Consider the following 14,802-nt stretch of genomic DNA (forward strand, 5'->3'; position numbering starts at 1 on the left):
ATGAATTCGACCGAAGCCGAACGAGCTTCCGCTTAGAGGTCGGAACCGGTATTTCCCTTAGAGCGGGATGAGATTACCTCCAGTCATATCCTGAGTTTGCGAAATAATTTGAGCACTCGACAGGTGTGACGCGGTTGAGAATCTGGCCGATGGCGTCGCAAACCGTTTCGACGGTCCGTTTTGCGGCCTTTCGCAGCCAGTGCTTGAGCTTGGCGAAGAGCTGTTCGATCGGATTGAGGTCGGGCGAGTATTTCGGCAGGAAGAAGAGCCTCGCGCCGGCGTTTCGGATCGCGCGGCGCACGGCCTTGCCTTTGTGACTGCCGAGATTGTCCAAGACGACGATGTCGCCCGGACGAAGGGTCGGCGAGAGAACCTTCTCGACATAGAGGAGGAACCTCTCGCCGTTGATCGGCCCGTCGATGAGCCAAGGCGCGTCGACGCGATCCTGGCGTAGCGCTGCCAGGAAGGTCATTGTCTTCCAGTGGCCATTGGGAACTTTGGCCTTGATCCGCTGTCCGACCGGCGCCCAGCCCCTGAGCGGGGCCATGTTGGTCTTGGTCCAGGTCTCGTCGATGAACACCAGGCGGGCGGGGTCGATCCGGCCCTGATACTGAACCCACTGCGCCCGCCGGCGCGCCACATCGGGACGGTCCTGCTCGGCGGCGATCAGCGTCTTTTTTTATGCGACAGCCCCTCGGCGTGCACGAACTCCCACCCCGAACGATAGTCGACCTTCAGGCCGCGCTCGCCAAGTTCGGCGACAAGCCCGCGCAAGGTGAAGGCCTTATCCCGGCAACGCTCGACCAGCCAGTCGCGCCACGCCCCCGATATCTTCTTCGGCTTATAGCCGCCGACCTGGCGGGGCTTGACGCTGCCGGTCTCCTCGAAAAGCTTCAGCCACTCGATCGCCGCGCTGTAGCTGACCCCAAAGCGAGCCGCCGCCGCACGCCGCGACATGCCCTCCTGCTTGACCGCTGCCACAACCCGTTCGCGAAGGTCCATCGAATATGATGCCATCCATGCTGGCCTCCTTCCCAGCATCGATGTTGAATCAGATCATTGCTGATTTGGGAATCCTACGACTCCTACAAATCCCATCCCGCTCTAGGGAGCAAGCGCGAGACTTTCACCATTGGCGAACGCTTTAACCGGCGCCAACGCAGATTAGAAGGTGACGCGGCCGAGCACGTGCAGGCTGTCGCCTTGCGGCTCGACGATGACGGCTTCGCCTTCGCGCGGCGAGATGCCGGTGAGCGCCAAGATGTTCTCCAGATGGGTGACCATGACCAGATTGTCGGAGCCGGAATGAGCGCGGATCTCGTCCATGATCGCGGCGATCTGCGCGGCTTTCTCGCTCGCGTCGGTCTTCAGCAGGTCAAGCGGCGGAAAGGGCTCGGGCTCTTCTCTGAAAGCGGTGCGGGCGGTGTCGAGGCTGCGGCAATAGCGGCTGGACAGCACGCGCTCGATGGGTGCCGCGCGGGCGTCGAACAGCGCGCCGATCTTGCGCGCCTGCTGCTTGCCGCGCACCGAGAGGTTGACCTGGGTCGCGCACTTCTCGATGTCGAAATTCGCGGGATCGGTGGTGCCGGTGACCATGGCATGGCGAAGCAGCACCACATGTCCGCCGTCGCGCAGCAATGCCCAGCCGGCTTCAGTCGCATTTGCCGCGGCGGGAATGACGAGCAGCAACAGCGCCAGCACAAATCGAAGCATCAGAGATCCTTTTCCGGTGACCGGCAGGTGGGTTCCGGTGATCGGCATATAGGGACGGCAAACTCAGTTGAAAGACAAGGCATGACCAAGCCCTGGTTGCCTGCGCCGCGGACCGTTTTGGAGAGGCGGGGCGATTGCGCTGCGATCGCGGCTCGCCTATCAGGAGAAAAATGTCTCCACTCATCGAAACGGTCCTTTTTGTCTTCGGCCTTGTCGCGCTCGGCTACTTGGCCGGGCTCACCGGCTATCTTAAGGCCGAAGCGGGCGAGGCCATCGCCGAATTCGCCGTCGGGGTGGCGATGCCGCTGCTTCTGTTCCGTACCATGGTCAACGCCGATTTCCACGGCTCCGCGCCCTGGTCGTTCTGGAGTGCCTATTTCGCGGCGGCGGCAGTCACATGGGCCGCAGGCCATCTGGTCATCACGCGGGTGTTCGGGCGCGATGCGCGTGCGGGGGTCGTCGGCGGCGTTTCGTCGGCTTTTTCCAATCTCGTCCTGCTCGGCATCCCTTTCGTCCTCGGCACATTTGGGCCAAGTGGATTCGAAGTGCTGTCGCTGCTGATCTCCGTGCATCTGCCGACGATGATCATGGCGTCAATCATCCTGTTTGAAATCTTTGGCCGCCGTGACGAGCACGTGCATCCGCTCCGCGTCATCCGGAGCTTCTTTCGAAAGATGTTCTCCAATCCGCTGATCGTCGGCATCATGGCCGGATGGGTATGGCGTATAGCCGACCTGCCGCTGCCGGCGCTGGCCGTCCGGCTGGTCGACGCGTTGGCCAACATCGCCGGACCGGTCGCGTTGTTCGCCATGGGGCTTGGCCTGTGCCGTTTCGGCATCTCCGGCAATGTGCGGCCGGCTCTGGCGCTGTCGGCGCTGAAGCTTTTGCTGATGCCGGCCGTCGCCCTCGGCCTGGTCTGGCTGCTTGGCCTGCCACCGCTGTCGGCGAAGGTGGCGGTCGTGGCGGCCGCGCTGCCATCGGGGGTCAATTCCTACCTGATCGCCACGCAGTTCGGAACCGGTCAGGCATTGGCATCGAACCAGATGACCATCGCCACCGCCTGCGCGGTCGTCACCACGGCTTTCTGGCTGACGGTGGTCGTCCATGTCTTTGGATAGTTCACAGAAGATTTGGTTCTTTGACTGGGCCTGAAGGAGGCTATGATGGGTTGCAGCCGACCGATCTCCAGCTGCCAATCGCTAACGCTGGTGATTACCCATAGCCCCACCATACCTTCGTCATCCCAGGGCGGAGCAAGGAGCGAAGCGACGTGGCGGAGACCCTGGGATGACGAAGGGAAGGGTGGTTCGGCCAATCTCCGAGGTTTGCGATTTGCCCCTGAGCGACGGTCGCTGCCGATCGGCCCCTACCTGTCAAATCACGAACGTAAGTTAAGTCGCGTTCATCGCTCTCGCCTTGGCTGGCCCAAACCCTATATGCCATCTTGCGATTGATTGCGGAGCTTGCCCTAGGTAAAGAGCAGTGGCTCCAGGCGTGCCGGCATCGATGCCTGTGCGCACGCCCACCAAAGAAATCCAGATACCGGCCCGTCAGGGCGCCGAACGGAGGCTAGACCATGCTTCAGAAAACCAGCCATTTCATGCGCCAAGCCAATCTCATCAACGGCGAGTGGGTGCAGGCCGACAGCGGCCAGACGGTCGACGTCAACAATCCGGCCACCGGCCTCAAGATCGGCACCGTGCCGAAGTCGGGCAAGGCCGAGACGCGCCGCGCCATCGAAGCCGCCGACGCCGCCTTCAAGACATGGCGCAAGACCACCGCGCTCGAGCGTTCGAAGCTGTTGCGCAAGCTGCATGACGCGATGATGGACAATCAGGATGTGCTGGCCGAGCTGCTGACCATCGAGCAGGGCAAGTCGCTGTTCGAATCGAAGGGCGAGATCGGTTCGGCCGCGTCCTACATCCTGTGGTTCGCCGAAGAAGGCCGCCGCACCTATGGCGACGTCGTGCCGTCGCCCTGGGCGGACCGCCGCATCCTGGTGACCAAGGAGCCGGTCGGCGTCATCGCCGCCATCACGCCGTGGAATTTCCCGTCCTCGATGCTGGCCCGCAAGCTCGGCCCGGCGCTTGCCGCCGGCTGCACCGCGGTCGTCAAGCCGGCGTCGCAGACGCCTTATTCCGGCCTCGCCTGGGGCGCGCTCGCCGAGGAGGTCGGCTTCCCCAAGGGCGTCATCAACATCCTGACGGGTGCCGCCGGCGAGATCGGCGACGAGATCTGCGCCAACCCGCTGGTCAAGAAGATCACCTTCACCGGCTCGACCGAGGTCGGCAAGATCCTGATCCAGAAGTCGTCGACGACCGTGAAGAAAGTGTCGATGGAGTTGGGCGGCAACGCACCGTTCCTCGTCTTCGACGACGCCGACATCGAACGTGCCGTAGCCGGCGCCATCACCGCCAAATATCGCAATTCCGGCCAGACCTGCGTCTGCACCAACCGCTTCCTGGTTCAGGCCGGCGTTTACGACAAGTTCGTGGAAAAGCTCGCCGCCGCCAGCAACGGTCTGAAGGTCGGTTCCGGCCTCGAGGACGGCGTGCAGCAGGGGCCGCTGATCGACGAGAAGGCGGTGGAAAAGGTCGAGGAACTGATCGCCGACGCCACCGACAAGGGCGGCAAGATCGTCGCCGGCGGCAAGCGCCATGCGCTCGGCGGTTCGTTCTTCCAGCCGACTGTGATCGCCGATGCGACGCCGAAAATGCGCTTCATGAAGGAAGAGATCTTTGGCCCGGTCGCACCCGTGTTCAAGTTCGAAACCGAAGAGGAGGCGATCGCACTCGCCAACGACACCGAATTCGGCCTCGCCTGCTACTTCTACACCGGTGATCTCGGCCGCGCCTTCCGGGTCATGGAAGGGCTGAAATACGGCATGGTCGGGGTCAATGAGGGGCTCATCACCACGCCTGAGGCGCCGTTCGGCGGCGTCAAGGAATCGGGTCTCGGCAAGGAAGGCGGACATCAGGGTATCGAGGACTATCTCGACACCAAATATGTCTGCATCGGCGGCCTCGGCCTCTGATTGGCGATGAAGGACGGCGAGGTCTTCGGCACGACGCAAGCGGGCGAGGCTGTCCGCCGCTTCGCTATCCGTGGCGGCGGCCTCACCGCCAACATCATCGGGCTGGGCGCCATCATCCAGGATCTGCGCCTGGCCGGGCACGATGCGCCGCTGGTGCTCGGCTATGACAGTTTCGAAGCCTATGAAACGGACACGGCCTTCTTCGGCGCCGTCATCGGACGCTATGCCAACCGCATCCGCGATGGCCGCTTCACTATCGCCGGCCAGCGCCACCAGACCGAGCGCAACTTTCTCGACAAGCACACGCTGCATGGCGGCTCGCAAGGCTTTTTTCACCGGCCGTGGGAGGTTTCGCTGCATGGCAAGGATTTTGTCACGCTGACCTTGCACGATCCCGACGGTACGATGGGCTTTCCGGGCGCGCTCGACGTGACCTGCACCTACCGGCTGAAAATCCCCGGCACGCTCAGCGTCGAGATGACCGCGACCTGCGAGGAACCGACGCTGTGCAACCTCACCCAGCATTCCTATTTCAACCTGGATGACGGCGGCGCCGACGATATCCTCGACCACCGGCTGATGCTGAACGCCGGCGCCTACCTTCCAGTCGATGGCGACCTGATCCCGACCGGCGTCGTGCAGCCGGTCGACGGCACGCCCTTCGATTTCCGCCAGGCGCGGCCGTTGCGCATGGAGAACGAGGGCGAGCAGTTCCCCTACGACGAGAATTTCTGCCTTGCCTCGGGGCGCGGGCCGCTCAGGCAGGCATCCTGGGCGCAAGGGGCCAATTCCGGCGTCGAGATGGAGCTCTGGAGCACGGAGCCGGGCGTCCAGCTCTATACCGGCCAGTATCTGGCGCCGTCTTCGCCGGGCCTCGAGGGACGCCGTTACAAGGCTTTTTCCGGCTTCTGCCTGGAACCGCAGGTCTGGCCGGATGCACCGAACCGGCCGTATTTCCCGCAGGCCACGCTATGGCCGGGCCAGATCTACCATCACGTGACGGAATACCGGTTCAGATTGCCTGAAGCCTGAGCCCGGAAACCGGTGCCGGTTTTTGCTACGCTACTTTCGATCCGGAAGGGAATCATGTCCGCCGTTCGTGTCGCTAAGGAATGCGAAAAGCTGGCCTGAAGCCGAAGCCCACACTTCAGATTCTGATCGGCAGCTCTGCGCTTAAACTTGGACCTAGAGTCCAATTTTGCGGTTGCCCGAAAGCAGACATCTCCAGCGACCAGCTGGGGGTCGGGTCGCGCCAGGAACCTGCTATGGCAGTAGAGACGACTGACGGTCTCATCGGTATCGGCGGAGCCGCGAATCTGTGCTAAGCCGCCGCTCAACCAACCAAAGGACGACACCTGTGAGCGAACCGACCGTGGCCCAGGCGACCGAAAGTATCTATGCCTCCCTCCGGGCGGACAATGCCGACATCGACGCACATATCGCGACGCTTAAGGCGGCGCTGACACGAGAAGGGATAAAACAGGCGGTATTCGATCCGACCAAGTTGGCGCAGAACAATCGCTCGGGCCGCAAGTTGATGCAGGCTTATTTTCGGCAGCGCGGCGTGAGCGTGAGATTTTCGGACTAGCAGAGCCGCGCGCGGGTGATCTCAAGCGCGCCGTTGGGAGTTCTCGCCGGTCCGGCGGTTCGCCATCTGGACGTCGGGACTGCGCGTCATGTTGGACGTTGAGGCAAACATACGCACTGCCCGTAGGTTGACGCCCTGGGAGGCACGGGGCAGGTCGAGCGGGTGATATCATCGTCGGCCAACAGGTAATCCCCGATTAGATGCCGAGCTTATGGAAGAATATCTTGTTCCTCATCTCGGCATCAGCAAGGACCTTCGTCCAGCTAAGGACTTCCATGCACAGGCGGATGTTCGGGAACCACTGAAAGTAGCCGAGGCCGTCGGGCATGGTGGTAAAATTCTTCTCATACAGGAGCCAGTCGGCGACCTTGGCGGTAGATCGCAGACCACATAGCCGGAGAAGGTCGTATTCTCGGAGACGAGCACGTCGCGCCCCTTAGGGGTCTTGAATTTTCCCTTCCCTAAACTGGTTAACATAGCGGACAATCTGCTGGACTGGGTCGTCATCCGACGACGGGTTCGCGAAGTCGTGGCGCTGCGGCTTCTTGAACTCGAAGATCGTGATCGGGTTGCTGGGCTGGTTATCGCCCCGGAAGGCGATGCGTCGATTGAAGATCGTTACATCGCTGCGGCCAGTCCGCGCTCCATCTATCGGGAGGTCGGACGTGACGTGGTCGGTGAAGTTCAGGCGCTCGTCGAGAATTCAGAGGAGTGTCTCGGAATCCTTCCGGCGCGGCATTATGATGTCGTGGACGTCACCTTCCGACTGGTACTTGCCCACCTCGTCGGTCTCGAGCACTTTTTCGAACAGATCGAGCACGCACTTGCGCATTTGAGACATAGTGGATCAGGTCGTTCTTGTTCGTCTGCGAGATACTTGCGACGACGTCAGCGACCTGCTGATGGAGCGTGTCCGGGTTCCCGCTTTTGAGAAGCTCCTGCACCTGGGCGCGGGTCTTCAACTCCCGCGCGAACTTCTCCGATTGGAGGTGCAGTTCGATTTCTTGTGAATTGGGCTTCATGGGCAGAGACGAGAAGTCCGCCTCCCGGCCGAGGGCCCGATGCCAAGGCGCATGGGTTGAGATGTATTCCTCGATCCTTGCAGCCTTGCGTTCCTTACGGATCGTGATCTCCGGCCCCATCGCGCCGCGGGCTACCTCCGCCGCTCTGGACTCGATCTGGGACTGCGAGATACCGTAGAGCATGTCAGTGTCGCGCTGAAAGTTGAACGCCCCACGTTCGAGCGACACGTTCCGGTCCAGGTACGCGCCGAAGACATACGCCTTGATCACATAATTGCGGTCACGCTGCGTCCCGGCATCGTCGGCGCTGTCGTAGAATTCGTCGGCGAACTCCGGGATGTAGGTCTGGGTCGCGACGTCGGTGACCTCCCGGCGATGCGCGACGAGCGCGATCTTGCTCTTGTTCATGCGCGGGGCGTAAAATTTGAAGACTCGAACGCCGAACGTCTCGACGTCGTCATGCGCGGAGATAACGATCTCCGGATTCTCGACCGCCAACTCGACGATCTGCCATGGCGATGGGGCGAGACCGGCATAAGCGGCGACCTGCCTTCGATTGTCGAAATGTCGAAACAGGCCTTCCGAATCCAGGATCACCGCAAATTCCGGACCGATTCCCTTGATGCCCGCCAGTAGGCCAAGGGCGCGAGGGTGTCTGCCGCCGCCGAGGCCACCAAGGCATCTCGCTCAACTTCCACAGCCTTGATCTGTTCGAGCAGCAACTCGAGACGGTCGAGTTCGCGGCAAATCTGCGCCTTGATATAGCTGGAGAGAATGCGGCCATCTCCCGTCTGAAGCTCTTCCAGGCGCTTGCGGCGATCACGATGCATGGGTTCGTAGCCTTGAATGCCTTGGCTCAAGAGCAGTCCTTTGATGCGGTTGACGTGGAGAACCCGCTCGGCGACCAGCGCTTTACGCTCTCGGCAAATCCGGCGGCGATCCTCTTCTTCGGGCGTTAGCACCCTGACCATCGAACAAACCCGTGGCTCTCCGCGTTTGAACGCCATCAACGTGCGGATCAGCGCCTCGCCATCAATTCGATCAGTCTTTGCCCATCGGTGTCGGCGCGACACCGCAATCGAGGCGGCATCGACAACGTGACTCTCGATCCAGTCTTCACGATCCAGAACCCGGTGGATCCAGAACCCGTCAAGTCATGCGCGCCAGCTTTGCTTCGCCCTGCAGAAGATCGTGAACGTTGCGCTCGAACACACTGCCGGCGCCCTTGGGCACGACGAGGCCGAACGTCTTCATCAATCCGCGGATCTGGTTGGATATCTGCAAACGCATCTTGAGAAGCTGGCGCCGCGCGGTGATCAGCGTGCGGATCAGCATGCTGTCGAAACCTTTGACCCGAACCTCTCCGTAGAAGCCGACCTCGGCCAGATGTGCCAGGCCATCGGCATCGTTCGCATCGGTCTTGTTCGCGGCCATGTCGAGCGCGGCCTTGGCATGCCGCGCGTCGATGCAGATCGCGGGCAGCCCCTCTGCCGTCAGCGCCACAGCTCTGGTGGCCACCGCTCCCGCGATTACGTCATGTTCGTTCTGCGGCCCTTGGACGAAGCCGCTCGCGCGGCACTGGCGCCCGTGGCGAGGGTGCAGCAATGATCTGAACGCCGTGCATTTGTAGGTTTGCGGTCCTGGCTGACGCTGCGGTTCTTTTTCGGCATCACCTGCGGGCGCGAGGACATGAAGCGGCACCACCAAAGGCGACATTTCGAGATCAGCTCGGTAAGGACAGCTTTGGCGCAACATTCCTGTTCGAAACGCGGTCATAGCACCGAGGCCGCTTCGAGCATCGGCGGATCCATCCAAAATAGCGCCACACTTGTTACTCCCACCGCTCGCCTTCCGGTGCCACACTACCTCATGTCCACAGCGAACGATGAGCAGCGAATGGAATCGCACCTCAGCCACGAGGCGCGGGAATTCGCCCAAATCAGGAGGTTTTGAGCCATGACTGCATCAGCCGAGAACGGACGGAAAAGCGGACCTGCCATGCACACGCCACCGGTAGTGTCGCCGCAGGCGTGGGAGGCAGCCCATGAGCGGCTGCTCGTGAAGGAAAAGGCCCAGACCCGCGCCCGCGATGCGCTGGCCGCCGAGCGCCGGCGGATGCCGTGGATGGCAGTGGAGAAGACGTACACCTTCGAAGGGCCTGACGGGAAGGCAAGCCTGCTCGACCTGTTCGACGGTCGGCGTCAGCTGATCGTCTACCGCGCCTTCTTCGAGCCGGGTGTGTTCGGCTGGCCCAACCACGCCTGCCGCGGCTGCTCCCTGGTGGCCGATCAGGTCGCCCACGTCGCCCACCTGAACGCCCGCGACACCACGCTCGTCTTCGTCTCGCGGGCGCCTCAGGCCGATATCGCGCGGCTGAAGGGGCGGATGGGCTGGAACATACCGTGGTTCACTCTCACCGACAGCTTCGACGCCGACTTCGGCGTGGACGAATGGCACGGCCACAACGTGTTCATCCGCGACGGCGACCGCGTGTTCCGCACCTACTTCGTCAACAACCGCGGCGACGAGCAGATGGGGAGCACCTGGAACTATCTCGACATCACCCCGCTGGGCCGTCAGGAGGTCTGGGAGGACTCGCCAGAGGGCTATCCTCAGACCCCGACCTACAAATGGTGGAATTGGCACGACAGCTATGTCGCGGACGCAGAGCCCGACAAAAAGTGGGTCGAGGTGTCGGACGCCGGAGAGGCGGCGTTCCGGGAGGCGAGTACGAAGCCATGAGCCTCTGGTTCCGGTGGAACCGACGGTCGGTTCATGCGGACTTGACAAGTGAAAGTGAGCGTTTGTGGGTGGCCGGCCTCGCGCGGAACCTCGTGGCGGGGGCGGGACGGCCGAGATAAAAGCCCTGGACTTCATCTATGCCAAGTTCGCGTACAAGGGCCATCTGCTCGTCGGTTTCCACCCCTTCGATCAAGATTTTATGGCCGCGATTTCGGACCAGGGCAATGATGTCCTGCAACATCGCCTTGCCCCTCGGAGCGCCGCAGTCATGAAGGAACGAGCGGTCGATCTTCACCGTATCGAAATCGATCAGACGAAGCCATGAGAGGCCCGCGAAACCCGTCCCGAAATCATCAAGCCAGATCCTGATCCCCAGCAGCTTCAGGTCGCTGATGCAGCGAAGAATGTCGGAGTGTATCTCCATCTCCAACCCTTCGGTGATTTCGAAGGCCAGCCTGCTGCCGGCGACGCCGGTGTCGCTCAAAATGGTCGCAACGGAAGCTGCGAAGCCGGGCGTCTTGAGCTGAATTGGAGAAACGTTGACGCTGACGACACGGACGTGATCCTGCGTCAGGAGCTCAGAGCACACCGTCCTTATTGCCCAGCGCCCGAGCGCCAGGATCGCGCCGGTTCGTTCCGCCACGGGAATGAACAGGCTCGGCGGAACCGACGTACCGTCCAGCATCTTGAGGCGCATCAGAGCCTCGACGGCTTCAACCCGGCCGGACGCGACATTCTGGATTGGCTGATAGACGAGCGAAACGAGATCCTGGCCGATCGCGATCTTCAGCAAAGCCGCAATGTTCTCGCTCTCGTCGCTGCTCTGGGGATCGTTTGGATCAAACAGCCGAGCACAATTTCGACCGCCTGCTTTTGCCAGATAGAGCGCGCGGTCGGCCTCCTGGATGATCTTTTCCAGCTTGGCGCCAGTCTGCGGCCTGGTGAATGCAGCGCCAACGCTCACCGTCACAACCGAGGTGCCGTCCCTGCGGTGCTCGTGGGCAATCGCGAGGTTCTCCACCGTGCTTCGAATGGCTTCCGCGATATCCGCGACCTGTTCTCTTTTCTCCATGTGAGCCAGGACAATGAACTCTTCACCGCCGTAGCGGCCGATTGAGCCATTGTGCTGCTCGACCATATCGGCAAGGGCATTGGCGACAAGAATAAGGCAGCGGTCGCCTTCTTGATGCCCGTAGAAGTCATTGAACCTTTTGAAGAAGTCCACGTCGATGAGGATCGCCACAAAACCGCTGCCATACCTTTGCCAGTCGCTCCAGTAGTGCCGCAGCTTCTCGTCAATCGCACGCCGATTCTCCAGCCCCGTAAGCGGATCGGTTCTCGACAGGTTCAACAGCGCCTGTCCGCGTTCAGTGGCTTCCTTGTGCTGGATTTTGGCTTCGAGGGCGTTCAGGAAGACGTTGTAACGCTCCTGGTTCAGCTTCCAGTTCACGTAGGACGTGAAAACGAAGCATGAGAGATAGAAGGTGCCGAAAGCGATCTGATACGACGTGTCGTGCGGATAGAGGATCATCATGGCCAGGAAGAAAACGGAAAACACAAGGCTCGAGGTTATGACCGACAACTGAAACTGAAAGCTGAAAAACAGGTTCGCGCCCATCATGAAAATGGCGCCGAAAACCATGTAGTACGACATGTTTACCGTGTGCTCGGTCATCATCGACGGGACGAGCCAGATCAAATATCCGAGGAAGACGGCCACGGCGCAGAGCCGGTCCAACCAGGCGGATCTGCCGTTCCAGCGAAACAGCAACTCGAATATCGACAACATTACCACGCCGAACGTGAAGCGCGCGGCGACGGTGTAGGCCGCGACGTCCGGCACCAGCAGGATATCGGTGATCGAGAAGAGCATGTAGACGAAAAACGAGGACCATATCCCTAGCCTGGTCGCCTTCGTTCCATATTCGTCGTGGTACTGCCGGTAGAGAACGGGAAGCTCGTCCCGCGACAGCTGGCGCCGCTGCGGCAGACCTTCTTCGACACGATCGGTCGACGGTTCTGGCACGGACTGACCCAGCGGATTGCCCCCTCGCGCAACGCGATTTGTTACACTTCTCGGTTGGACGGCGTTCGACCCCGATGTTCGTCGCACGCCAGACAGACTGATCCCCCGACCCGACCGCAACTCGTTTCAGGCTCCAACGAGACCACCATAGCAGATGCCTCATTACCTAAGGTTCTTCGGCATTCCGCCAATTTTCATCAAATATTCGGTGGCAACGGGCGCCGACTGCACAGACGCCGACCGTACAGGAGAATTTGCTTTCGTCCTCCTTGGCAAACGCTTTCATTTAGCCCTAAGGTTAATCGAGTATTAACATAAAGGTTGCAGTATGAATCAAATGTCGTTCGACGGGGAAAGTCTTATCACTCCTAAAGCAATCGCGGACGCGTTGGTTTCCCCGCGCCGCCCCCGTCGGCATGACGAGCAGTTCGAAGCCGGCAAGGCCGAGCTGGCGCTAGTCCTGGGGTTTGCCGGGCAAAGGTTCGAACGGGAGAGCGACACGGCCGCGATCATCAATCGCGCCAATGTCGATCTGCATGCATTGCGCGGCAAGGTGCATCCGGAGGTCTGGCAGGAACTCATCCCGATCGCCCAGAACCACCCGGCCCTGGAGTTCTTCCTGCAGGATCCTTTCACGCGCTGGTCGTTCGAAAAGCCCAGGGGGTATTCGGGCGACGCCCATCTGCTTGACTTCATCTACGGCCATCCGAGCGTCGCGGCGGAGATCGCCGGCGCCAGCCCGCTCGGGAAGGCGCTTTACGACAGCACGAAGGATTCCCTTTCCTCGAACGCCGTGAGGGAGCGGCGCGATCTCTTGGCGCGGCATGTCGACGAAACCGCGGCTCTTCAAGGGCGGGAGACGGAAATCCTCACCATCGCCGCGGGACATCTGCGCGAAGCCGATCGTTCCGCCGCTCTTCGTGAAGGGCGGATCAAGCGGTGGATTGCACTCGATCAGGATCCCCAGAGCGTCGGATCGGTCGCGCGCGACTTTCGCGGAACCGCCGTTGAGGCGCTCGACGGCTCCGTTAGTGGCCTGCTGACCAACGCCTACGAACTCGGCCGGTTCGATTTTATCTATGCGGCGGGTCTCTACGATTACCTTACCCACAAGGTAGCCGTTAAGCTCACCCGGTGCTGCTTGCGCAAGCTGAAGCCGGGCGGGACCTTTCTCTTCGCCAATTTCTCGCCGGAAATGATCGACGACGGCTTCATGGAGACGGTCATGAACTGGGCGCTGCTGCAGCGCTCGGAGGCCGACATGTGGAACATCATCAATGCCAGCGTCGACCGCAACACCGTCGAGGCGCAGGTGTTTTTTGGCGAGAACCGCAACGTCCTGTATGGCGTCATCGAAAAGCGCGGATAGCGACCAGCTTGGGCTGCACGCTAGCGGACGTGAAACCTCAAGCACTTTCGGCCGGAATACTCACGCGTGCGGCTAGAAGCGATGGCTCGCACCAGCGGAGCGGAGTTCGACGTCGCTCTCATCAGCCTGCCTGATCTGCGAACGCCGCCCTCAACGTCTCGAACGGCGCCAGCGCGCCGCGCACCTGGACGACGCTTGCTGCGACGCGATGCGCGCGCAGCACGGCCTCGGCCGGGGCATGGCCGGCAAGCCGGGCGGCGAGATAGGCGCCGTTGAAGGAATCGCCGGCGCCGGTTGTGTCGACGGGGGCGGCGACATGCACGGCCGGAACGGAACGTAGCGTTCCGTTTGCGGCGATCAGCGCCGGCTCCTCGCCGTTCTTGACGACGACCTCGCCAACCAGCTTTCCCAGCCGTTGCGCAGTTGCCTGCGGCGCTGCGTCGCCGAACAGCATCTGTTCGTCGGGAAAGGTCGGCAGCGCGATGTCGGTGACTGCAAGCGCATCGAAGATCGAAGCTTGCGCTTCCTCCTGCTGGCGCCACAGCCGCGGCCGGTAGTTGGGATCGAAGGCGACAAGCGAGCCGGCGGCGCGGGCCTTGGCGACCACTGCCAGCAATGTCTTGCGCGCGGCATCATCCAGAATTGCCAAGGTGATTCCGGAAAAGTAGACAAGCTCCTGATTTTCAAGGCTTGTCGTCAAGGCTGCCGGATCGGAGGCAAGCTGCCTTGCGGCCGCATCGCCGCGCCAGTAGGTGAAGGAGCGTTCGGCGCCGGTCAGCGTAATCGCATAGAGGCCGGGCCGTGCGCCAGAAATGACCGGGCTGCCGCCGATGCCGATGCCGTTTTGCGCGAAGAAATCGATCTGGTCGCGCGAGAACGGGTCGTCGCCGAAGGCCGAGACATAGGTCGCCGGCCGGTCGCCGCTCAGCGCGTGCAGCGCCCACAGCGTGTTGAACGTGTCGCCGGCAAAGCCCATGCGCCAGTTCGGTCCCGCCTGGCCTGAAAGTTCCAGCATGCATTCACCGATCGAGGCGACGCCGTTTCCTGTCATGAATCTCTCTCCTTAGTGCATGTCGCCCAAAAGTGCGCAGCGGTTTTGGGATAACGACATGCACAAACCAAAGACCTGGTGCATGTCGCTCCAAAGCTTGCCCTTGGGCCTGACCCGGGGGTGCCTTGCGGTTTTGGGATACAACGACATGCACAAAACTAGAGATCGGTGCTGTAGCTTTTTGCGGCCGGCAGCGCCATGCTTGGCGTCGGCGGATTCTGCGCCAGATGCGCTTTCTCAACGGCGCGGCGGGACGC

Annotated in this window: 10 protein-coding genes and 2 pseudogenes; 6 read left to right on the forward strand and 6 right to left on the reverse strand. The window is 61.6% G+C overall.

Features of this window, described 5'->3' with window-relative positions; genetic code table 11:
• Positions 1-73: 73 nt before the first annotated feature.
• Together AC0NID_RS19730 and AC0NID_RS19735 are read right to left on the reverse strand one after the other, a co-directional pair.
• A protein-coding gene (locus AC0NID_RS19730) for an IS630 family transposase (RefSeq protein WP_474033316.1) occupies positions 74-1,017 on the reverse strand; the annotation gives its coding sequence in 2 pieces (ribosomal slippage) (positions 74-681 and positions 681-1,017; 945 coding nt in all).
• A gap of 147 nt (positions 1,018-1,164) precedes the next feature.
• The gene (locus AC0NID_RS19735; protein WP_473459502.1) at positions 1,165-1,713 is read right to left on the reverse strand and encodes a histidine phosphatase family protein; all 549 of its coding nucleotides are present in this window, start codon (positions 1,711-1,713) and stop codon (positions 1,165-1,167) included.
• 170 nt (positions 1,714-1,883) lie between these two features.
• Here AC0NID_RS19735 and AC0NID_RS19740 point away from each other — a divergent pair, with 170 nt between their 5' ends.
• The 4 genes from AC0NID_RS19740 to AC0NID_RS19755 all read left to right on the forward strand — a co-directional run bounded on the left by AC0NID_RS19740 (position 1,884) and on the right by AC0NID_RS19755 (position 6,335).
• A complete protein-coding gene (locus AC0NID_RS19740) occupies positions 1,884-2,831 on the forward strand; it encodes an AEC family transporter (RefSeq protein WP_473459504.1) in 948 nt (315 codons plus the stop codon).
• Between the two features lie 458 nt (positions 2,832-3,289).
• Positions 3,290-4,747: an NAD-dependent succinate-semialdehyde dehydrogenase gene (locus AC0NID_RS19745; protein ID WP_145723113.1), complete on the forward strand. Its 1,458-nt coding sequence runs from the start codon at positions 3,290-3,292 to the stop codon at positions 4,745-4,747.
• On the forward strand, positions 4,748-5,779 hold the full coding sequence (locus AC0NID_RS19750; protein WP_473456626.1) for an aldose epimerase family protein: 1,032 nt from the start codon (positions 4,748-4,750) through the stop codon (positions 5,777-5,779).
• A gap of 325 nt (positions 5,780-6,104) precedes the next feature.
• Positions 6,105-6,335 carry a hypothetical protein gene (locus AC0NID_RS19755; protein WP_095488311.1) on the forward strand — a complete coding sequence of 77 codons (231 nt, stop codon included), beginning with the start codon at positions 6,105-6,107 and terminating at the stop codon, positions 6,333-6,335.
• A 1,529-nt stretch (positions 6,336-7,864) separates the two neighbouring features.
• Here AC0NID_RS19755 and AC0NID_RS19760 read toward each other — a convergent pair.
• Positions 7,865-8,511, reverse strand: a pseudogene (locus tag AC0NID_RS19760) (transposase); the annotation flags it as partial.
• A 1-nt stretch (position 8,512) separates the two neighbouring features.
• Positions 8,513-8,857: pseudogene (locus AC0NID_RS19765) on the reverse strand (IS110 family transposase); the annotation flags it as partial.
• A 456-nt stretch (positions 8,858-9,313) separates the two neighbouring features.
• Between AC0NID_RS19765 and AC0NID_RS19770 the strand changes: the two are divergent.
• Positions 9,314-10,099, forward strand: a complete 786-nt coding sequence (locus AC0NID_RS19770; protein ID WP_473456627.1) for a DUF899 domain-containing protein — start codon at positions 9,314-9,316, stop codon at positions 10,097-10,099.
• Between the two features lie 31 nt (positions 10,100-10,130).
• Here AC0NID_RS19770 and AC0NID_RS19775 read toward each other — a convergent pair whose 3' ends face one another.
• On the reverse strand, positions 10,131-12,137 hold the full coding sequence (locus AC0NID_RS19775; RefSeq protein WP_473522311.1) for a putative bifunctional diguanylate cyclase/phosphodiesterase: 2,007 nt from the start codon (positions 12,135-12,137) through the stop codon (positions 10,131-10,133).
• 316 nt (positions 12,138-12,453) lie between these two features.
• Between AC0NID_RS19775 and AC0NID_RS19780 the strand changes: the two genes are divergently transcribed.
• On the forward strand, positions 12,454-13,494 hold the full coding sequence (locus AC0NID_RS19780; RefSeq protein WP_473456629.1) for a class I SAM-dependent methyltransferase: 1,041 nt from the start codon (positions 12,454-12,456) through the stop codon (positions 13,492-13,494).
• Positions 13,495-13,615: 121 nt separating this feature from the next.
• Here the strand turns inward: AC0NID_RS19780 and AC0NID_RS19785 are convergent, their stop codons facing one another.
• Entirely contained in the window at positions 13,616-14,545 is a 930-nt protein-coding gene (locus AC0NID_RS19785) for a sugar kinase (RefSeq protein WP_473456630.1), read from the reverse strand.
• Between the last annotated feature and the right edge of the window lie 257 nt (positions 14,546-14,802).

It is taken from the genome of Mesorhizobium sp. WSM4821 (assembly GCF_055901555.1).

Coding starts and splice junctions, on each gene's coding strand:
- AC0NID_RS19770 (WP_473456627.1), top strand. CDS start 9,314: ATGACTGCATCAGCCGAGAACGGACGGAAAAGCGGACCTGCCATGCAC.
- AC0NID_RS19785 (WP_473456630.1), bottom strand. CDS start 14,545: ATGACAGGAAACGGCGTCGCCTCGATCGGTGAATGCATGCTGGAACTT.
- AC0NID_RS19735 (WP_473459502.1), bottom strand. CDS start 1,713: ATGCTTCGATTTGTGCTGGCGCTGTTGCTGCTCGTCATTCCCGCCGCG.
- AC0NID_RS19740 (WP_473459504.1), top strand. CDS start 1,884: ATGTCTCCACTCATCGAAACGGTCCTTTTTGTCTTCGGCCTTGTCGCG.
- AC0NID_RS19780 (WP_473456629.1), top strand. CDS start 12,454: ATGAATCAAATGTCGTTCGACGGGGAAAGTCTTATCACTCCTAAAGCA.
- AC0NID_RS19745 (WP_145723113.1), top strand. CDS start 3,290: ATGCTTCAGAAAACCAGCCATTTCATGCGCCAAGCCAATCTCATCAAC.